Here is a 21,481-nt window from a genome sequence, read left to right as displayed (position 1 = left end):
TAGAATAAAAAATTTATTTACTTTGTATCGTCTTAAACAAAACCGAATGACTCCAACGAACATCGCTATCATAATAGGATTGTATTTTATTGTTTTGTACCTTATTTCTGTCTTTACAGGAAAAGAAAATAACAACGAAACTTTTTTTAAAGCCAATAAAAAAGCCCCTTGGTATGTTGTTGCTTTTGGAATGATTGGAGCTTCCTTGTCTGGAGTTACTTTTATCTCCGTTCCGGGTTGGGTTGGCAGCAGTCAATTTAGCTATATGCAAGTAGTATTTGGTTATTTTTTAGGTTATGTAGTAATTGCCTATGTACTAATTCCACTTTATTACAAACACAACATCACCTCTATTTATAGTTATTTAGAACAACGTTTTGGTAAAAACAGTCACAAAGTTGGAGCTACCTCATTCTTAATTTCTAGAATTTTAGGAGCCTCTTTCCGTTTGTTTTTAGTTGCTTCTGTTTTTCAGTATTTTATGTTTGATGCTTGGGGAATACCGTTTGAATTCACCGTTATTTTTTCTGTGTTGCTAATCTGGATCTACACTTCTAAAGGAGGAATTAAAACCATTATTTGGACAGACACACTACAAACCTTATTTATGTTGATAGCCTTGGTGTTTATTGGTTACATTCTTTTGCAAAAACTAGACACCTCTTTTCTGGCATTTCTTGACTCAACAGAGTACAACAACTATAGCAAAGTATTTTTTACCGAAAATTTTAACGATAAAAACCATTGGATCAAGTCCATTATAGGGGGTGCTTTTATTGCCATTTCTATGACTGGTTTGGATCAGGACATGATGCAAAAAAACTTGACTTGTAAAAACACCAAAGAAGCCAAATGGAATGTGCTCTCTTTAGCCCCATCACTTATTGTCATCAACTTTTTATTTTTGGTTTTGGGAGCTTTGTTGTTTACCTACGCGCAAAAAGAAAACATTTCTATACCTATGGTAGATGGAAAAAGCAAAACCGATTTGCTGTTTCCAGAAATTGCTTTGAACGGAAATTTAGGATTGACCGCTGCAACTCTATTTGTATTGGGATTGATTGCTGCAGCATATTCTAGTGCAGACAGTGCTTTGACCTCTTTAACAACTTCTTTTTGTATTGATTTTTTAAACATTGAAAAAAAAGAAAATTCATCACAAGAAAAAATAAGAAAACAAACACATATTGTAATGTCTCTTGTTTTAATCATCACCATTATCTCTTTTAAGTATTTACTAACAGACAATGTTATTAGCAATCTTTTAAAAGTAGCATCCTTTACCTACGGACCATTGCTCGGCTTGTTTACTTTTGGTATTTTTACCCAACATAAGATTAAAGATAAGTGGGTGTTATTTATAGCTGTTATTGCAATTATTTTCACTTATTTTATAAACGAATACAGTACAGAGCTTTTGTATGGATATCAGTTTGGTTACGAGCTTTTAGTTCTAAACGGAACATTCACATACTTAGGTCTTTATATGATACGAAACAAACATGAATAACGATTTAAGCAATTATCGTAAAAGTTATCAGAAGGCAGAATTGTTAGAAACCAATGTGCCCCAAGCACCTATTGAACTTTTTCAACAGTGGTTTTACGATGCTGAGTCTTCTGAATCAGGCTTAGAAACCAATGCAATGAATGTTGCTACCATCGGTTTAGATGGTTTTCCGAAAAGCAGAATTGTATTGCTAAAAAAATATACTTGGGAAGGATTTATATTCTACACCAATTATCACAGTGAAAAAGGAAAAGCCATAGCCCAAAACCCTAACGTTTGTGCTTCTTTTTTTTGGGAACAACAAGAACGACAAGTCATCATTAAAGGAATCGCTGAAAAAATTTCAGAAAATTTATCCGATGGATATTTTGATAGTAGACCTGAGGGAAGTAAATTAGGGGCATGGTCATCTCCTCAAAGCGAAGTGGTAACATCTAAAGAAACATTAAACAATCAATTAGCTAGTTATACACAAAAATTTAAGGGAAGCGAAATTCCTAGACCAGAACACTGGGGTGGATACATTATAAAACCTATATCTATGGAGTTTTGGCAAGGAAGACCTAATAGAATGCATGACAGAATAAGATATACGTTATTAGAAAATTTTGAGTGGAAAATTGAAAGACTAGCCCCATAACCATTGCCTATTTTATGAAAACAATATACATAGTAAGACACGCAAAATCTTCATGGGAGTATGAAGGTATACAAGACATTGACAGGCCTTTAAAAAGAAGAGGAATAAAAGATGCTTATTTGGTAGCAAACGTATTAAAAAACCAAATAGCCAAACCCGATGCATTTATTTCTAGCTGTGCCAACAGAGCGTTGCACACTGGAATTATTTTTTGCAACATATTAGGTTTTCCCATGGCCAATTTAAAAATAAGCAAATCGCTGTACAGTTTTAGTGATGGATATTTGGTAAAAACCATCAAAGCACTAGACGATGCTTACGATTCTGCCATTGTTTTTAGTCATGATCACGGAATCAATACTTTTGTAAACACCTTTGGTAACAAACCTATTTCTCACGTTCCTACTTGTGGAGTGATTGGAATTCAGTTTGACACAGACCACTGGAAAAGTATCAAACCCGGAAAAACGATTTTAAAGGTATTTCCTAAAAATCACAAAGACTAAAGTAATCTGAAAAACATATTATTTTGATTGAAATAAAAAAATACGCAGCCATCGATATCGGTTCCAATGCCGTAAGACTTTTAATTACAGATGTGATTGAAAAAGACGGAGGTGCAAGCGTAAAATTTAAAAAATCTGCGTTGGTTCGTGTTCCAATTCGTTTGGGAGAAGACACTTTTGTGCACGGAGAAATATCAGAAAAAAAAATAATTAGACTTACCGATGCCATGAATGCTTTTCAACTTTTGATGAGCATTCACGGTGTAGAAAAATACAAAGCTTGTGCAACTTCTGCCATGCGAGATGCTTCTAACGGTGACTATGTAATTGATAGAATTTTAAAGAAAACTGGTGTTAAAATAGACATCATAGACGGAAAAATTGAAGCGCAGATTATTGCAACTACAGACTTAGGAGAGTTGTTAGACAAAACCAAATCTTATTTGTACGTAGATGTTGGTGGTGGTAGTACCGAAATGACCATTTACAAAAATGGGGAAATTAACAAATCCAAATCTTTTAAAATGGGTACGGTAAGAATGTTAAACCAAAAAGACAACCTAAGAGAGGAATGGGCTCAAATGAAAAATTGGGTAAAAACCAATACCAAAGGCATTAAAAACATGTCATTGATTGGTTCTGGTGGTAACATCAATAAAATATACAAAATGTCTGGAAGAACAGACGGTTCTCCCCTATCTTACATTTACATGAGAGCCAATTATAAGTATTTAAAAGCCATGACTTATGACGAGCGTATTTCTGAGTTGGACTTAAACCAAGATAGAGCCGATGTAATTATTCCGGCAACTAAAATTTATGTCTCTGCCATGAAATGGTCGGAAGCTAGAAAAATATACGTTCCAAAAATTGGACTTTCTGATGGAATTGTAAAAAGTTTGTATGCTGGAATTATTGAATAAATACAGGTTTCGTTTTTCATTCCCCGTAGTATGGGTTAGTATGTTTCTTTTGCTATGTTTACACAGTTGTGGCTCTAAAGAAAATAAACCTGCACCTGCAATAAAACCATCCAAACAAATAGAACAACCTAAAAAAGTGGAACCCCCCAAGGTTGTTGAAAAAAAACAAAAAACGCCACCAAAAACTGTTACCGTTTCTGAAAATGAAATTTTAATAAAAGACATTATTTCTCAGAAAAATGTACGTCAGTTCTTTCTAAATTACGGAAGAAAAAACCCAGAAACCAAACTCTTACTAAAAACAAGACATGGAAACATGAACATAACACTGTACAAAGAAACACCTTTGCACAGAGCTAGTTTTATCTACCTAATTAAAAATGGATATTACAACAAGACTTGTTTTCATAGAATTGTAAAAGACTTTATTATACAAGGAGGTTGGTCTGAACAAACCATTGTATCTACCTACAGAACACAATTAAATAATTATCGAATTCCAGCTGAATTTAGAAAAAATGTAGTTCACAAAAGAGGTGCTCTTTCTGCAACAAGAAGATGGGTAGAAAACCCTTACAAAATGTCCAACCCTTTTGAGTTTTTTATTGTACAAACCAATGTAGACTGCTCTCATTTGAATGGAGAACACACCGTATTTGGACAAGTAACCAAAGGCTTTGATGTGATTGACAAAATAGCCAATGAAACATTAGACGGTAATTCCGAATGGCCAGAAGTAGATGTTAATATTGAGTTTGAAATTTTAGAATAGTCATTCGATAACGTTTATATTTCTTATTATTTTATATCAAATACCCTCTATTTATCACAACAACTCTCTGCTAAACAACATTGCCATTCTTTCTTATTATATGCTTTTTAGGGTCTTTATTTAACCAATAAAAATGGAAATAGTAGAATTGTATTCGTTGTAATCGGAATTTTATGTTTTCTATTTTATCCTAAATATTCCAAATGGAAGTACAAAAACATTTTAAAAGAATACCTCTTTCATCTTATTTTCAATAAAACAAAACAACGTAAATATTTTAAATCAAACTTTATGACTTCTTTAACGTGTTCTCTTAAAGTTATTTACTATTTTGTAATAAATTACACCTAGTCAGTAGACTTATCCATTAAAATACTCACACGCTCTTTTACTCTAAAATATTGTGAAGTGTACTGTAAATAAAAATTAAAAAATACAACACGTATGTATGAACTAGTTTATGAATCATTTGCAAGCTTAAATTTAAACAACGAGAAAATTTCGGAAATTTTAGAAACAGCACGAAAATTTAACAAAGAAAATAATGTATCAGGATGTCTTATTTACCATAATGATAAATTTATTCAGATACTAGAAGGTGATCAAAAAACGATAGAAACTCTTTTTTCATCCATAAAAAAAGACATACGCCATCATAATATTCTACTCTTTCACAAAGGTCCTATAAAAGAAAGGAATTTTAATTTGTGGAACATGGCTTACATAGATCTTAGCACGGCAAAAGAAGATAAAATAGAACGTGAACTATTCAAAACCAATTTGCTTGCTTATTCAGAAATTATTGAAAAAACTAGCCAAGCATCTGCTATATTTTGGGACGAAGTAAAAAGTATTTTAAAATAAAATAATCGAATAATAAAATAACATTTCTCAGGGTTTATTTTTAAAAAAACATTAAGAACTCCCTAAAAAACAATACTTTTAGTACTGACAAAAAAGCACAAAGTAATGTAATGTTGTCTGTGAATGTTGATTGATAATATTACTCGAAGTAAGTATATAACACAATTTGACTAATCATTAAACCCAGAGAATAAATTGACAATTTTTTACATAATATTAGCATTAGTCGGATTTTTTGTGCTTTTCGGAGTAATTGGAACTATTCAAGAAAAGAATAACCCAAAATTGAAAGAGTCCAAATCAACAAAAAAACCTCAAAGTCGAACAAATAAAACTTTACCGACTGTTCAACAATTAGTCGACGAAGTAAAAACAATCGAGGATTTTAAAAAATTACGAACAGCTTTCTATCGAGCGGAAAAAAGTTATAAGAACAGTCAAACTGACAATCCACAAATTGAGAAAAAATACAGAATTTACGATGATGCTTTTTGGAAAACGAGTGACAAAACTCTTTATCGACAGTTCGTTCCTCATTTGGATTTGAATATGTCAAAAGACAAAATCGAAAATGCGTATAAAATCATTCCTATTTCGGAATATGAAACTATACGAAATGAAATTGGCGGGACTGAATACGAATGGACTGAAATATCTGCAAACGACTTTATAGAAAAAGAATTTGAGAAAAAACCAATGTATTTTGACAGTTTGTCAAAGTTTCAGAATATAACAAACAACGACGAAAAAACATATGAGGAAAAAATAGAGTTGATAAACGAGTTTGCAAAATCTAATAAACCATTTGTTGACGAATTTTTTCACGGACTTAAACCAAATGAACTCGGAATCGAATGGATTAAGGAAAGATTACAGGAGTTTGGAATTCCTATGGTGGACAAAGTTTATGAACTTGGTTACACAACACCAAAAAAAGTTTTGGAAATTGATATTGTGGAAATGAAAAATATCAGCGGATTTGGACCAAAGAAAATTGAGCAATTGAAACAAGCAATCGAACGAATAAAAACTGCGTAGAACAACGTGTATAATTAATAGCTAGTTCTAGCCTATTTATAATCGATTTTTATTTACTAAATAATTTATTCAAACTAAACACAAAAATTTATGATATCAAGATACGGTGATAAAAATAAATTTGGAAGTTACACTTGGCACATCAAGTTAAACTCACTTTTTCATATTTTCATTGAAGCTACAGTAGACAATTCATTTGTAGTTAATTTTAAAGAATGGAGGTGGATTAATTACAAAACTCATTCTTCATTTATTTCCAATAATGACTTTAAGAGTACAATAGAGAATGCCTTTGAAAAAGCCTTTGAATTTTTCAAAGGCAATTTAAATTACCAATGGAATTATCTACAAAAGAACAATCAATTAAATAAAGTTCTTGAACTAATTGAAAACTCTAAAGACCAAATAACAATTGAATATTCAAAAACTAATGGAAATATGTATTCAGCCTCAAAAACCATTAGTTTGATTAGAGGTCTCGGAATTGATGGCAATATTGTTAACATAACTTTAGCTGAAATGATTATTGAAAAATATGGAAATCCTGAAAAATCTGTCAACCATAATAATTTTTCAATTGAATTGAAATATACTAAAAAAGGTATGTCTTTCTACTACAAACTAAATGATCCATTTAAGATAATTTATTTTATGATGGCAACAGGTGAAATAGCAGGTGAAACGGAAACAGGATTAATCTTTAACAAAGATCTTACAATAGATAAAGTTAGCGAAAAATATGGAATAGGAGAACAATATGAGAATTCTAAATCCGTGGAACGTATAGTATGTTATTCTGGAATTCAATTTTATGCTAATCTAGCAGAAATAATATATAAAGACGACGATGACCCAATTTTTATTAGGAAAATTGGAATAATTGAGTTTTAAACACAAAATTGTCAATATTTATTCTAAGTCTTCATTCTCTAAACTTCGTCTTTTTTCAGACTGTTTTATATGATTATTATCAAATCACTTAAAGTATGCATAATAATTAATAAATTAAAATTTAATCCTAAAACAAAAATAAACTTAAAAAAATAAAGCTTGTGTGACAAAAGTCACATTAATATCCACGCCCCTATCGTAACTTTACGATATATAAAAAACACCATGATCAAAACAATTAAAATATTAGGAACAGGTTGCCCTAAATGTCAGGCAATGACTCGTGTTGTAACAGAAGTAGTTTCCGAAAACAATATAAATGCAACCATTCAAAAAATAGAAGATGTACTACAAATAATGGAATATAATGTAATGACCACTCCTGCTCTAGTCATAGACAACGTTGTTACTATTAAAGGTAGAATTCCTTCTAAAGAAGAAATATTGAATCTTTTAAATGAGTAATATCAATGATAGATTATCAGATCAAAGCTTCATCCATTACAAACCAAGAGGCAGTTGTAAAGATAAAGCAATCATATACAAATTTTGGAATCACTGCAGAAACAGCTAAAACCTTACCCAATCCTGCCGAATTATTTTTGAGTTCTTTTGCTGCCTGTATACTTAAAAATGTTGAACGGTTTTCTGTAATGATGAAGTTTACCTATACAAAGGCAACGCTAACCGTCAATGCAACACGTTTAGAAAAACCGCCAAAAATGGATAACATTATTTACAACTTAATCATTTGCAGTAACGATAAAAAACTCAACTTAAAGTTATTAAAAAAGAATATTGAACAGTACGGCACCATCTACAATACCGTAAAACTAATTTGTGCCGTTTCTGGAACTATAAACATACTTAAAAATGTTTGATTGGATACAATACATAGCCGATTGGTTGGTTTATCAGCTACTTCATCTAAACAAAGAACAACACATTGCTAAAGCTTTAAATTTCTTTATTTATGATTCTGTAAAAATTCTGATACTCCTTTTTGTTGTCATCTTTTTTATGGGAATTGTAAACAGTTATTTTCCCATAGACAAGGTTAAAAACTACCTTTCCAGAAAAAAACTGTACGGACTAGAATACCTTATGGCAAGTCTTTTTGGTGTCGTCACACCTTTTTGTTCTTGTTCTTCCGTTCCTTTATTTATTGGCTTTGTAAGAGGTGGAATTCCACTAGGTGTTACCTTTTCCTTTTTAATTACTTCTCCTTTGGTAAACGAGGTGGCTATTGGACTTTTTATAGGTTTATTTGGCTTAAAAACAACAATTATTTACGTGATTAGTGGAATATTGTTGGGAACTATTTCGGGTAGTATTCTACAAAAATTAAATTTAGAACGCTTCTTAACACCGTGGGTACAACAAGTTTTGGCAAATGCACAAAAAGATCAAGATTTGTTTCAAGCAGAAAAACAATCTCTCAAACAACGTTTGCCTGTTATATGGTCTGAGGTTCTAAAAATAGTAAAAGGTATTGTTCCTTATGTATTGATTGGAATTGCCATTGGCGGATGGATGCACGGATACGTACCTGAAGGTTTTTTTGAAAAATACATGGACAAGAGCAATCTTTTTGCAGTGCCCATTGCTACCCTTTTGGCTGTTCCTATGTATGCAAACGCTTCAGGTATACTTCCTGTAGTCCAAGTTTTGGTTGCTAAAGGAATTCCACTAGGAACCGCCATTGCTTTTATGATGGGAGTTGTAGGTTTGTCCTTGCCAGAAGCAATGCTCCTAAAAAAAGTGATGACACTAAAACTTATTGCTATCTTTTTTAGTGTCGTAACAATTTGTATCATTATATCTGGTTATTTGTTTAACATGCTGTTGTAAATTCTAAAGTAGCTGTAACGTTTGCAATTGCAACTTGTCAAACCTCAGTAAAAAACAAACTACACTAAACAATAAACACATCCAAATAGAGTTTACTTTGTACAGTCTCTAAAGTTTATCATTTACAATTACTGCTTAAACTTATTTGATTATTTTTAAGTCTATTTTGATAAATAACAAATCCAAGACTGTCTAAAGTAATTTTATGATACACCCCAAAAGCATTCCCTTTATTTTAATCTGTTTTGCAATCTTTTTAGCAGGATGTAAACACAAAAAAGCAACAGTAGAGGAACATTCAATAGCTACTGATACCATCGTTGTTCACAATTTTAATTCTTTAGAACCTTTATTACACACGGATTCTGAAACAACTCACATTGTTAATTTTTGGGCTATGTGGTGTGCTCCTTGCGTTCAAGAATTGCCTACTTTTGTGGCCTATGCAAAAAACAATCCCAATACAGAAGTTTTATTGGTCAGTCTTGATTTTCCAAAAGACATAGAAACAAAACTAAAACCTTTTTTAAAAGAGAAAGGAATAACTCCCAAAGTAGTACTTTTAGACGATGCTGATGCCAATAGTTGGATAGATAAAATTGACCCTAATTGGTCAGGAGCATTGCCTTTTACCATAATATTTAACAACAAATCTCGTTCTTACCATGAACGCACTTTTGAAAGTCTTAAAGATTTAGAAAATGAAGTCAAAAAAACAATTAATAATCAATAGCTAATTAAAAAATGAAGAATTTCAATAAACTTTTAATGCTTGTTGTTTTAGTAGCAGGAACCATAATTTCTTGTAAAAACAATGCAAAAAATCAAGATCAGACTACTACCGCTATCAATCAGGATAAAGACAATCACGAACATCCTCCAAAACATCCAGACGATAGAAAAGGACCACCACGTGGAAATCACAGTCCAGAACAGACAAAAACGCTTGAAGAAATTGGAGGGTACAATTTTGATGATGTTGCTACTGATTTTGAGCTTAAAAACGTAGACGGAACAATGGTATCATTATCTAATTATAGTGATGCTAAAGGCTATGTCGTAGTTTTTACTTGTAACGAATGTCCATTTGCAAAAATGTACGAAGATCGTTTGATTGCTCTACACAATACCTATGCTCCAAAAGGATACCCAGTAATAGCGATCAATCCAAATGTAACAGAGAATAATGATAGAGAAAGTTTTGAAGCTATGCAAAAAAGAGCCACCGATAAAAACTTCCCGTTTGTGTATTTGGCTGATGAAAAGCATGAAATTTCTCCAAAATATGGAGCTGTAAGAACTCCACATGTGTTTTTATTGAACAAAGAACGCAAAGTTAAATACATTGGTACTATAGATGACAATGCCAAATCTGCAAAAGATGTTAAGGTAAAATTTTTAGAAAACGCTATTGAAGCATTAGAAAACGGAACCAAACCAAATCCTAATTTTACCAAAGCAATTGGATGTCCTGTAAAAATTGGTTAATCTACCCAAAACATACTTTTTAAACACTAAAAAATCGGTTTGAGTTCGCGCTTAAACCGATTTTTTAGTGTTCTGAAATTGTTTAAGTCTTTTTTCATCTAAGTGAAAAAGTAAATAATTGTGAATCAATCACCAAAACTAAACATGTGTAATACATAAAGCCCGAAAACTGTTTTTAGATATATTTTCTTTGCTTTTAAATACCTAATTTTAGATTAGAAAGTTAAAGCCCTTTGTTTTGTCTTTTTTATATTTGGAATCAAAAAAACTCAAAACAAATCTTCACAAAAACATCTTTTGTAGTAGATTGACTAAAATTACGCTTATGAATTTGTTGAGAAAAAGGCATTATTTAAAATCAATTGCTTTTACCTTTTTTTTCACTTTGCTGTCCTGTGAAAAAGAAGATGATAGTTTTAATGGTTATTCTATTCAAACCAATGCCAAAGAAGAAGATTTGTTAGGGAGTTGGTCTATTGCTCTGGTAGAAAACGAAGGTATAAAAGCAGAAGTCCCTGCTACTACTGAATCTTGTGGTCTTGATTTTTTTATTTACAACGAGAACAATATATATGAGGAATACCTTTTTCAAAATAGCGAAACTTGTATTCCCGTACAAAGCTCACTCAATTGGACCTTAAAAGAGGGAATCATCACCATGAAAGACTCCGAAAATCAGGAATCGGAAACATTAAAAATCAACAGTCTGACAAAAGATAAATTTGTTTTTTCTGTAAATATAGATGTGTTTGATGATAGTAAAACCGAACTATTCACTTTTACAGCCTACAAATACACTCCTCCGATGGAAAAAGACATTTACGCATCTTCTTTCAATAGACGAAATGATGAACCTTTTTCTGAACGTTTGGAATTTGAATGGGATATTTACAAGGGTTTCAATACTTTTGAAAAATATGAAATCTACAGAAGTGGTGCCGATTGTACTATTGAAAATGCAGAATTAATCCAAACAATTACCGATATAAACACCGTTACTTTTATAGATGAAAATCCACCTGTATCAGATAGCTTTTGTTACTTTTTTAAAATATACACAGACAAAGGCTTGTTGGGAACTAGCAATGCTAGATATGTTAATTTAGAATTTTTAACACCTAAAAATGTGGCTTTTACAAATGCAGTTGCTACAGATAAAAGTGTTACTGTAAATTGGGAAAAATACACAGGATACTATTTCTCTCATTATGAAATAAAAGTTAAAGAAAAAAACTCTACACTACACTTAGAAACAGTTAAAATTATAGAGGATATCAATACAACGTCTTTTACAGATTTAGCTCCTCCTTACCTTAACAATCCCGCGTACACTATTTATGTTCACAACATATTTGGAAACGTTAGTACCTATAATTGGGAAAAAAATAAAATAGATACAGATTTTACCAGGCCTGAAATTTTTGATTTTAAAAAAATCACTTTTTTAAGTGTTGACTATGAGGAACAGTCGATATTTTTCTATGGACAAAATTTTGAGAATAAATCCCGATTGATCAAATACAATTATGTAACCAAGCAGATAACAGCCGAAGGATTCAAACTCCCTACTTACCAAACAAATGTAGAAATGAAATTGATTACTTCTGATTATGGTAAAGAATTGATTTTTTATCAAGCAGGAAATTTTTGGGTTTACAACGCAAGCAATTTGACCTACAAATACAGTCTAAATTTTGATTCCGAAGATTATATGTCTGTGAATAGTTTTGGTTATTTAGGAGATAACAAATGGATTTTTTCTGATTACGACAATGTTTTTACATTCACTAGACAAGAAAATGTATTGAAAAAAATTGATCAAAAAGCTCATTTCTCGGATCATCAAGGAAGCATGCTTTACGACGTAACAATTCTAAGTAAAAATGACATTCTTTTAAGTCATAATAACGAAGGTAGATCTATTCATTACAACATCAACAGTTTAGGTGAATTGACAAACAAAGGCATTGTAGAAATTCCACTTTTGGCAAATTTAAACAGTGATATTTCTGTTGACTACAATCATTCTTTATTACTCAACAAAAAAAGAAACACACTCTACAACTCGTTAGATTTTACTTTGTTAAAAAACTATACGAATCCTGTAGTTACCCATAATTTAAACAGGGCTGGAACAAAAATTTTAGGAACTAACAATGAATCTAATGTTTCTATTTACAATGATAATTTTAAAAAGGAAATTGTAATCTATGACCTAGAAACAAATAGTATTGCTACAAAAACAACCAAAGGATATCCTCTCATGATTTTTGAGGATACTATGGGTAATTTGGTCAGCCTTTCTTCTGGATATCCACAAAACAGCTACAGATCCCCTTATAGCACAGCTTATTTTTTCATGGAAATTGTAGAGTAATTACATCCAAAACAACAGTTGTACATCAATCACCAAACCTAAAAAACAATGAAAAAACTAACCATATTATGCCTTCTCCTTTTAGCAATAGCTTGCAACCAAAAACAATCTAAAAAAGAAAATACAACCCGTCTAAAAACTGAAAATTTTGATTGGTTGTTAGGTAAATGGCAGCGTTTGAATGAAAGCGAAGGCAAAGAAACCTATGAAAACTGGCATAAAGTAAACGAAAACACATATGCCGGAATTGGTTTTACGTTACAGAATGGAGATACTATAAAACAAGAAAACATGCGTTTGTTCAAAACAAATGGAAAATGGAATTTGGCTGTAAAAACGCTTGATGAATCTGAAGAAACGTACTTTAATGGTGTTCAACACAATGCAAATCAATTTTCTTGTGAAAACAAAGAAATTGAATTTCCTAACGAAATAAAATACTGGAAAAATGGAGACAACATAAATGCTTCTGTTTCGGGTAGTGGAATGGAAATCAATTTTGAATTTGTTAAAATAGAATAATCCTAATCAGAATAAAGCAAGATTGTTGTTTAAAAAATAAAATTGTCATAGCAATTGTTATTTAAAAATCTTCGTTAAGTTTGTCTTTAGTTTTTTAATACCGTTAAATTTCTAATGATTAAAAGCAAATTTTCCATATCGTTACACATTTTAACCCTACTGGCACATCAGAAAGGGCAATGGTTGAGTTCTTCTTATATAGCAAAAAGCCTAAATGTAAATCCGGTATTGGTAAGAAAGGAAATTGCCAATCTAAAAGCTGGAGGATTTATAGAAAGTAAAGAAGGAAAAAACGGAGGGGTAAAATTGCTGAAAAAAGCAACTAAAATAGCACTCTCAGATATTTTTAAATTGGCAAAAGGTGATGACAATGTATTGTCTTTATCTAGAAACACTCCCAATGCTGATTGTCCAATTGGAAAAAAGATAAACAAACAATTAGAATTGGTATTGAATCAAGTAGACGATTCTATACTTTCTGTACTAAAACAACAGACTTTAGAAGATTTTAAAAATAAATTTTAACATTCAATTAAAGAGCATCACTCCCTCACCTACTTTATTTTATATGCAAATTAATTTTGCTTGATACATAGAAAATAGATAAAATCATTCTAGCATCCAAAACTGCAAAACCTACTATGATATTGTTCTGAATTAGAGAAGTTTACTGTAAAAATGCTATTTAAAAACGGAGCAAAGCAATTGTAAACTTTCGTAGATTTTGTATACTCTAGACAATTTTTTTAAATTTAAAAACACCCCTGACATCTTTCGACACATTGACTTTTAAATTTGCAGATATATTTAACTTCTAAATTTAAATTCTTATGAAAAGTATTATCAGCTGGTTTGAAATTCCCGTAATCAACTACGAAAGAGCCAAAAAATTTTATGCGAGCCTTCTAGATATTGAAATTCTAGATTACCACATGCCAGAACAAAATATAAAGTACGGAATGTTGCCTTACGACAAAGAAAATAACGGAATTGGTGGTGGTCTTGTAGAAATGGACGGACAAAAACCAACCACCGATGGCCCTACAATTTATTTAAACGGAGGTGAAGATTTGAGTATTTCCTTAGCTAGAGTAGAACCCGCAGGTGGAAAAATAATCATGCCCAAAACAAATATTGGAGAGAATGGTTTTATGGCTCAGTTTGTAGATACTGAAGGAAACAGAATGGCTTTACATTCCCCAAATTAAAAAAATCAAGATAGCGAATTGTAGTACGGTTCGCTATCTTTGTTAACATGGCACAACTCTCTAGACTCATTTCCATACTAACGCTATTAAGAGCCAAACGGCTTTTGACAGCCACCGAACTTGCAGAAAAATACGAGGTGAGTGTTCGTACCATTTACAGAGATATTCGAAAATTAGAAGAAGCTGGAATTCCAGTTGTTACAATTGACGGTAAAGGTTATTCTTTAATGGAAGGCTACCAAATTGCTCCCGTTCAGTTTACTGAAAAAGAAGCCAATGCTTTGATTACCGCTCAACATTTGGTAAAACAAACCAAAGACACTTCTTTTATGAGGGATTTTGGCGAAGCATTGACCAAAATAAAATCTGTGTTTAGGACTTCTGTATTAGAAAAAAGTGAAAGATTGGAACGTCAAATTCACGTGTTTGACCCCAATTATTTTGAAAACATTTCTAGCAATGCACTTTCAGAAATTCAATTGGCGATTACCAATCTAAACTACGTGGAAATTAATTATCAAAAAGCAAACGACCCTATCATTTCCTATCGAAAAATAGAGCCTTATGCATTTTATTCCACCAATCACAAATGGATTTTGATTGCTTGGTGTTATTTGCGCAACGAATACAGAGCTTTTAGAATTGATAGAATTCAACAATTCAAAATATTACCCGATACTTTTGATGATCGAAAATTCAACCTTCAATCTTATTTTCAGAACTGCATTGCTGAACACAAAAAATAATGTTCTCTGGATTCCAATTATTGCAAACGCCTAACCGTAAACGTAACTATAAAATAAGCTAATGGAATTCCTAAAAGAAGAATGTACGGTAAATTCTTCCTTATAAAATCAGATGGTTTTTCTACAGCAGCTTCCCACGTTCCATTTACAATTTCTAAATCAATAGTGTGTTTGTTTTCTTTATTCAACAAATATTGTTTTTTTGGAAACCCATCTACAATCATAATTGCTGAGGACTTGTTGTGATGTACATTTTGAAACATTTGAGACTGTAAGTAAAGAGAATGAACTTCTTTGGGTATTCCTACAACCTCTGCCACCAGCTTGGTTTCATGTCCTAAAATAACAATGGGATGCATTAATTGAAGTGCATCATCTCCATTGATGTTAAAAGTAAAATTTTCAAGAAAATGTGCTACAACCAACTTCTTAAATTCCTCAGGAGTTTTATAAGCATCCTTTGTATATTGCAAATCAATTTCTCCTTCAAAAGCAGCTAATGAACTCGTAATTTGCAATACATATTTACCATCATTTGTTTGTGAAAAAACGACTGTAGACAAATTAGATTGATGGGCATAAGAATTCATCCCCATCAATACTGATAAAATTAAAATTATGTTTCTCATCGTCAATTTTTAATTTGCGTAAATTCCACGTAGACTGTTGATAAAATTGTTTGTACCTGCATAATCTACATGATAATGATAGCCTCTAGTTTCATCATAATGTCCTAGAGAAGCATCCAAATCGTCCAATACCGAACTATCGTAATTGTACATTCCATAACCATCTAGTGCATATCCAATCATACCTGTATGACCATCATCTTGTGCAATCTGTGTACTTACTCCTGTTGCAGCATGATAGTGATATCCTGCTGCCAAATTGATGTGACCTCCTGCATCATCAAAAGGTGCCAATGTATACGCTCCTAATATATTACTGACTGGAGCTGGAGCATCAAAAACTACCGAATTGAAGGCAATTCCTCTTACACTTGGTCCGCTTGACATAGGTCCGCTTCCAAATGCTGTAGCGCTAGAAGCTTTTACAGGTGTAACAGGAATGTAATAAGTGTTGGTTAAAGTTTCTAAATAAGAAGGCAAACATTCTACACAGTAATTTTCATAATCATCTCCAACATCTGGAATTGCAGCATTTGCACAATCATATAAGGATTCTGTTTTGGTAATTTTACGAGTATCAACATCGTACATCATCCAAGTATTGTCATTGTAAAAAGTAGCCAAATTTTTAACAAAAGCTCCATCAACATCATAAACCTCTCCTCCTTCTAACCAAATTCCACCTGCAGAATCATCGTCATCAATGGTGGAAGGACACCAAGGTCCCATATCGTGGTCAGTTGCCAAACCCGTGGTTACTATTTTGTAACAATCTGCTGTAGAACCGTCAGACATTGTTCTTGACACAATGGTAATAGACTCTGACAATCCTGCTTCTAAAAACAAAGATGCATCCACATCTATAACAACCAAATCATCTGTGATGTCTGTATCTTCTAACACTTCATTTGTATCATCGCTTCCACATGCAAACATTGATAAGGATAAAACTATGAACCCTATGTAATACGTTACTTTTTTCATATTTATAAAATTTATTTGTTCAACTTTATTATTTTTCGAAATCTATACACCTAATAACCAAACCTACCGAACTTTGATGTTGGCTATCTATCTTTCTATAAAAACAAAATATACCTGCAAAACCCTACCCTAAAAATGTATTTAGTTTGAAAATAAAATCCAAACCATGTGTATTGACTAGGAAATCATACTTTAGTAGTTAGTTAACATTAGAGAACTCTTAAAAAATTATGAAAATGGAAATTCAAACCATCATTAAGCAACTGAATTTACAACCGCATCCTGAAGGTGGTTATTTTAAAGAAACCTATAGAAGCCAAGGAAGTATTTCTAAAGAAAATTTAACCATTGAATTTTCTGGAGATAGAAACTACAGTACAGCTATCTATTTTATGTTGACATCAGATACTTTTTCTGCCTTTCATAAGATAAATCAAGATGAATTTTGGCATTTCTACAAAGGATCTCCCATCAAACTACATATGATTTCTCCTGAAGGGATGTACACAAATGTCTGGATAGGAAACAATTTTGAAAAAGGGGAAGTGCCTCAATTTGTAGTTCCTGCGCAATATTGGTTTGCTGCCGAAGTAATAGCTAACAATTCCTACGCATTGGTAGGTTGTACCGTTGCTCCTGGTTTTGATTTTGACGATTTTGTACTTGCTGAAAGAATAAAAATACTTAGCCTATTCCCTGAACATGAGAACATTATTAAAAGACTGACAAGAGTCTAGAAGTATATTCGTCATTTTATTCCTACATCACCTTAAAATAAACTACTTTTGCAACCGATTTTTGGTTTGCTATTTCTATACTAGAAATAACAATTAAAAGGGAATCAGGTGTAAATCCTGAACAGTTCCCGCTGCTGTAAGTTTCTCTGTAATTCACAGAAACCGTTTTTTAACAAGACCACTGTCTATTTATAGATGGGAAGGGTTAAACAAATGAAACGAGTCAGAATACCTGCCAATAATTACAAAAACAAAGCTTTCGGGAGTTATAGCTTTGGGTAAATTTTATTGGATTTATCCTATTATTCCTTGGTGTTTTGTTTTTAAAATAATGTGAATTATCAACTATTTTAAATACAAACAAATGAAAAACAAACATGTATTGGCAGCCATTTTAGGACTGTCTCTTTTTACCTTCACAGCTTGTGAAAAAGACGAAAACATTGAACCTATAGATGTTTTTGAAGAGTATGCACGACCGATTACTACAGAAAGTAACAAGTACATTTCCAAAATTTTATCTTACAGACCAGGACCAGGACAATACACCAATAAAAATTTAGGTGATGTTGCATCTGCTGAAAAAATTGTAGGAAACAAAACTGCTCTTGTTTCTTTAGGTGCTTGGGGAGGTTCTATTATTTTTACTTTTGACCACACTATTTACAACAGAGAAAATGACAAAGACTTTATCATTTACGGAAATGCTTTTTCATCGTTTTCAGAGCCTGGAATTGTGCAAGTTTCTTTTGATGAAAACGGAAACGGATTGGCAGACGATACTTGGTACGAGATTGCAGGAAGTGCACATACAAAAACAGCAACACTACACCAATACACTACCACGTATACCAATCCTAAAAGCGATACCGAAGCTGTTACTTGGACAGATAACAATGGAAATTCTGGAAGCATAGCAGCAGGAACAACTAATAAATATCCTCTTTTTATAGAAGAACAAGATGAAGTAACTTATACAGGTACTCGAGTTTTCCCTACTGTAAATACTTCTGGTTTTACATCTACTGAACCTTTAGAATGGGGGTATGTTGACAATTACGATGCTGATTACAGTGCAAACGGAAACGGAAATGCTTTTGATATTGATTGGGCAGTAGATACAGACATGAATCCTGTTAGTTTAGAAGGAGTCGATTTTATCAAGGTTTATACAGGAGCACAATTAAATTTAGGATTTTTAGGAGAATTGTCTACGGAAATAAAAGGAGCCGAAGACCTATCCATTGTTGATGTTGTAGAATAATCAACAAATTTTTTAACTTAAAAAGGCGAATCCTAAAGTAGGATTCGCCTTTTTTATGTTATAACAAACTAATTTTTATTGATACATTTTAGCTCTCAATTCTTTGATTTTTGGATCGTCCAAATACTCATCAAACGTAGCGTATTTATCAATCACTCCATTAGGTGTAATTTCTATAATTCTGTTCGCCACTGTTTGTGCAAATTCGTGGTCATGTGTAGAAAACAATACGGTTCCTTTAAAGTTTTTCAAGGAGTTGTTTAAAGCTTGAATCGATTCCAAATCTAAGTGATTGGTAGGTTCATCTAACACCAAAACATTCGCTCTAGTCATCATCATTCTAGACAACATACAACGTACTTTTTCTCCTCCAGACAATACATTACATCCTTTTAATGCTTCTTCTCCACTAAAAATCATCTTTCCTAAGAAACCTCTCAAATGTACTTCTTCTCTTTCTTCTTCTGTTTTTGCATATTGACGTAACCAATCTACCAAGTTCAATTTTTCATCCACAAAGAAAGAAGAATTGTCCGATGGCAAATATGACTGATTGGTAGTAATTCCCCATTGATATTCTCCTGTATCGGCAGATTCATTTCCCATAATAATTTGGTAAAAAGAAGTCACCGCTTTAGATTTTTTAGAAACTACCAACACCTTATCACCTTTGGTCAAGTTGATGTCAATTCCACTAAACAAACTCTCTCCTTCAAAAGATTTGGATAAATTCTCAATATTTAAAATTTGATCTCCTGCTTCACGATCTCTATCAAAAATAATTGCAGGATATCTTCTGCTTGATGGTTTGATTTCATCTACATTCAACTTCTCAATCATTTTCTTACGAGAAGTAGCTTGTTTGGATTTGGCAACATTGGCAGAAAAACGACGGATAAAATCTTCCAATTCTTTTTTCTTATCCTCTGCTTTTTTATTGGCTTGCTGGCGTTGCTTAGATGCCAATTGTGAAGACTCATACCAGAAAGAATAGTTTCCTGAAAAATGGTTGATTTTACCATAATCAATATCTGAAATATGAGTACAAACAGCATCTAAAAAGTGACGGTCATGCGATACAACAATCACTGTGTTTTCATAGTTTGCTAAAAAGTTTTCCAACCAAGAAATGGTTTCAAAATCCAAATCGTTGGTAGGCTCATCCATAATCAACACATCCGGATTTCCAAACAAACACTGTGCTAACAATACTCGTACTTTGGTTTTACCATCCAAATCTGCCAACAAAGTATAATGCAAATCGTCTTTAATTCCTAAGTTAGATAACATGGTAGCTGCTGCTGCATCGGCATTCCAACCGTCCATTTCTTCAAAACGAACTTGCAATTCTCCAATTTTCTCAGCATTTTCATCTGTATAGTCTGCATACAAAGCATCTATTTCAGATTTTATTTTGTACAACTCTTTGTTTCCCATCAATACAGTCTCCAAAACCGTATGCTCATCATAAGCATAATGATCTTGAGTCAATACAGACATACGTTTTCCTGGATCTAAAGTAACATGCCCAGAGGTAGGATCCATTTTTCCTGATAAAATCTTTAAAAAAGTAGACTTTCCCGCTCCATTCGCACCTATAATACCGTAGCAATTCCCTTGCGTAAATTTTGTATTCACTTCATCGAACAAAATTCTTTTTCCGAATTGCACCGATAAATTTGAAACTGTTAACATAACTCTATATTTTAATTTGGTGCAAAAGTACAAAATTGCTTATGAAAAAGCTTATAGTTTCCACTTTGCTTTGCCAACAAATTATATCTTTATGTTATGAACTTTTACGAGCTTAAAAACGCCATTTTTCTAGGGATCTTTCTTTCTTTTATGATTGGACCTGTTTTTTTTATGTTGCTACAAACAAGCATTCTTAGAGGAGCTAAAGTTGCTTTGGCTTTTAATACAGGCGTCATTTTAGGAGACATCACTTTTATTTTAATTTCTTATTATGGAAGTAGACCTATCCTAGAAAAAATTAAAGACGATCCTAGACTGTTTCTTTTAGGAGGAATTATTTTAATTCTTTATGGATTGGTTACGGTATTTACCCAAAATAAAAAAAATGATTTAGAAAAGACTTCTATAACCATTCCTGAAAAGAACAATTATTTCAGATTAATTCTACACGGGTTTTTTCTAAATTGTATCAATGTAGGTGTATTGGCTTTTTGGCTAGGATTGATTGTGGTGGTGATTCCAACTTTAGAGATGAATCCCACACAAATATTTTGGTATTTTGCAACCATTGTAAGTAGTTATTTTGTCACAGATGTGGTTAAAATTATATTGGCCAAACAATTAAAAAGCAAACTAACCTCTAAAAATATTTTGGTTATCAAAAAAATAATGGGGATTGTTTTAATCTTATTTGGTACCGTTATGGTTTTAAAAGGAGTTCTCTCCAAAGAACACTTTAACATTGGAAAGTTCTTACATTTTTAAATCCTTTTGTCTGTACTTAAATAATTTCTTCTTGTTATACGCTATTTTTAAAAAAAGTTCCATTTTTGCAT

24 protein-coding genes and 1 riboswitch are annotated in these 21,481 nt (G+C 32.2%); of the genes, 21 read left to right on the top strand and 3 right to left on the bottom strand.

Annotated elements, in window-relative coordinates; translation table 11 throughout:
* Positions 1–46 precede the first annotated feature (46 nt).
* The 18 genes from Q4548_RS12385 (at position 47) to Q4548_RS12300 (ending at position 15,336) form a co-directional block, all read left to right on the top strand.
* Positions 47–1,510 carry a sodium:solute symporter gene (locus Q4548_RS12385; protein WP_303455525.1) on the top strand — a complete coding sequence of 488 codons (1,464 nt, stop codon included), beginning with the start codon at positions 47–49 and terminating at the stop codon, positions 1,508–1,510.
* Positions 1,503–2,150 carry a pyridoxamine 5'-phosphate oxidase gene (gene pdxH / locus Q4548_RS12380; protein ID WP_303455524.1) on the top strand — a complete coding sequence of 216 codons (648 nt, stop codon included), beginning with the start codon at positions 1,503–1,505 and terminating at the stop codon, positions 2,148–2,150. Before Q4548_RS12385 ends, pdxH begins: the two co-directional genes overlap by 8 nt.
* A gap of 14 nt (positions 2,151–2,164) precedes the next feature.
* Positions 2,165–2,656 (top strand): histidine phosphatase family protein, encoded by a 492-nt coding sequence (locus Q4548_RS12375; protein ID WP_303455523.1) that lies wholly within the window; start codon positions 2,165–2,167, stop codon positions 2,654–2,656.
* A gap of 23 nt (positions 2,657–2,679) precedes the next feature.
* Complete coding sequence (locus tag Q4548_RS12370) at positions 2,680–3,579, top strand: Ppx/GppA phosphatase family protein (RefSeq protein WP_303455521.1); 900 nt, start codon at positions 2,680–2,682, stop codon at positions 3,577–3,579.
* 136 nt (positions 3,580–3,715) lie between these two features.
* A complete protein-coding gene (locus Q4548_RS12365) occupies positions 3,716–4,351 on the top strand; it encodes a peptidylprolyl isomerase (RefSeq protein WP_303455519.1) in 636 nt (211 codons plus the stop codon).
* Between the two features lie 444 nt (positions 4,352–4,795).
* Positions 4,796–5,215 (top strand): BLUF domain-containing protein, encoded by a 420-nt coding sequence (locus Q4548_RS12360; protein WP_303455517.1) that lies wholly within the window; start codon positions 4,796–4,798, stop codon positions 5,213–5,215.
* Positions 5,216–5,410: 195 nt separating this feature from the next.
* Entirely contained in the window at positions 5,411–6,253 is an 843-nt protein-coding gene (locus Q4548_RS12355) for a hypothetical protein (protein ID WP_303455515.1), read from the top strand.
* A 90-nt stretch (positions 6,254–6,343) separates the two neighbouring features.
* Positions 6,344–7,144 carry a hypothetical protein gene (locus Q4548_RS12350; protein WP_303455513.1) on the top strand — a complete coding sequence of 267 codons (801 nt, stop codon included), beginning with the start codon at positions 6,344–6,346 and terminating at the stop codon, positions 7,142–7,144.
* A gap of 225 nt (positions 7,145–7,369) precedes the next feature.
* Positions 7,370–7,609 carry a thioredoxin family protein gene (locus Q4548_RS12345; RefSeq protein WP_303455511.1) on the top strand — a complete coding sequence of 80 codons (240 nt, stop codon included), beginning with the start codon at positions 7,370–7,372 and terminating at the stop codon, positions 7,607–7,609.
* A 5-nt stretch (positions 7,610–7,614) separates the two neighbouring features.
* A complete protein-coding gene (locus Q4548_RS12340) occupies positions 7,615–8,025 on the top strand; it encodes an OsmC family protein (protein ID WP_303455509.1) in 411 nt (136 codons plus the stop codon).
* Positions 8,018–8,995 (top strand): permease, encoded by a 978-nt coding sequence (locus Q4548_RS12335; protein WP_303455507.1) that lies wholly within the window; start codon positions 8,018–8,020, stop codon positions 8,993–8,995. The genes Q4548_RS12340 and Q4548_RS12335 overlap by 8 nt, the downstream gene beginning before the upstream one ends.
* Positions 8,996–9,200: 205 nt before the next feature.
* Positions 9,201–9,728 (top strand): TlpA disulfide reductase family protein, encoded by a 528-nt coding sequence (locus Q4548_RS12330; protein WP_303455505.1) that lies wholly within the window; start codon positions 9,201–9,203, stop codon positions 9,726–9,728.
* An 11-nt stretch (positions 9,729–9,739) separates the two neighbouring features.
* A complete protein-coding gene (locus tag Q4548_RS12325) occupies positions 9,740–10,483 on the top strand; it encodes a thioredoxin family protein (protein ID WP_303455502.1) in 744 nt (247 codons plus the stop codon).
* A gap of 325 nt (positions 10,484–10,808) precedes the next feature.
* Positions 10,809–12,860 (top strand): hypothetical protein, encoded by a 2,052-nt coding sequence (locus Q4548_RS12320; RefSeq protein WP_303455500.1) that lies wholly within the window; start codon positions 10,809–10,811, stop codon positions 12,858–12,860.
* Between the two features lie 48 nt (positions 12,861–12,908).
* Complete coding sequence (locus Q4548_RS12315) at positions 12,909–13,382, top strand: DUF6265 family protein (protein WP_303455498.1); 474 nt, start codon at positions 12,909–12,911, stop codon at positions 13,380–13,382.
* A gap of 114 nt (positions 13,383–13,496) precedes the next feature.
* Positions 13,497–13,907 (top strand): Rrf2 family transcriptional regulator, encoded by a 411-nt coding sequence (locus Q4548_RS12310; RefSeq protein WP_303455496.1) that lies wholly within the window; start codon positions 13,497–13,499, stop codon positions 13,905–13,907.
* A 305-nt stretch (positions 13,908–14,212) separates the two neighbouring features.
* Positions 14,213–14,590, top strand: a complete 378-nt coding sequence (locus Q4548_RS12305; RefSeq protein ID WP_303455494.1) for a VOC family protein — start codon at positions 14,213–14,215, stop codon at positions 14,588–14,590.
* Positions 14,591–14,637: 47 nt separating this feature from the next.
* Positions 14,638–15,336, top strand: a complete 699-nt coding sequence (locus tag Q4548_RS12300) for a YafY family protein (protein ID WP_303455491.1) — start codon at positions 14,638–14,640, stop codon at positions 15,334–15,336.
* A 17-nt stretch (positions 15,337–15,353) separates the two neighbouring features.
* Here Q4548_RS12300 and Q4548_RS12295 read toward each other — a convergent pair whose 3' ends face one another.
* Both Q4548_RS12295 and Q4548_RS12290 read right to left on the bottom strand, forming a co-directional pair.
* Entirely contained in the window at positions 15,354–15,965 is a 612-nt protein-coding gene (locus Q4548_RS12295; RefSeq protein ID WP_303455488.1) for a hypothetical protein, read from the bottom strand.
* A 9-nt stretch (positions 15,966–15,974) separates the two neighbouring features.
* On the bottom strand, positions 15,975–16,949 hold the full coding sequence (locus tag Q4548_RS12290; protein ID WP_303455486.1) for a YHYH protein: 975 nt from the start codon (positions 16,947–16,949) through the stop codon (positions 15,975–15,977).
* 230 nt (positions 16,950–17,179) lie between these two features.
* Between Q4548_RS12290 and Q4548_RS12285 the strand changes: the two genes are divergently transcribed.
* Entirely contained in the window at positions 17,180–17,686 is a 507-nt protein-coding gene (locus Q4548_RS12285; protein WP_303455484.1) for a cupin domain-containing protein, read from the top strand.
* Positions 17,687–17,731: 45 nt separating this feature from the next.
* Positions 17,732–17,941: riboswitch (cobalamin riboswitch) on the top strand.
* 109 nt (positions 17,942–18,050) lie between these two features.
* Complete coding sequence (locus Q4548_RS12280; protein WP_303455481.1) at positions 18,051–18,950, top strand: PKD domain-containing protein; 900 nt, start codon at positions 18,051–18,053, stop codon at positions 18,948–18,950.
* 75 nt (positions 18,951–19,025) lie between these two features.
* Here Q4548_RS12280 and Q4548_RS12275 read toward each other — a convergent pair whose 3' ends face one another.
* Positions 19,026–20,645, bottom strand: coding sequence for an ABC-F family ATP-binding cassette domain-containing protein (locus tag Q4548_RS12275; RefSeq protein WP_303455479.1), 1,620 nt, complete (start codon positions 20,643–20,645; stop codon positions 19,026–19,028).
* A 96-nt stretch (positions 20,646–20,741) separates the two neighbouring features.
* Between Q4548_RS12275 and Q4548_RS12270 the strand changes: the two genes are divergently transcribed.
* A complete protein-coding gene (locus Q4548_RS12270; protein WP_303455476.1) occupies positions 20,742–21,410 on the top strand; it encodes a LysE family translocator in 669 nt (222 codons plus the stop codon).
* Positions 21,411–21,481 lie beyond the last annotated feature (71 nt).

Origin of the sequence: Wenyingzhuangia sp. 2_MG-2023, from assembly GCF_030548295.1 — a bacterium.
In the GTDB taxonomy this organism is placed as follows: domain Bacteria; phylum Bacteroidota; class Bacteroidia; order Flavobacteriales; family Flavobacteriaceae; genus Wenyingzhuangia.
This window is presented reverse-complemented; position numbering and strand designations above follow the sequence as displayed.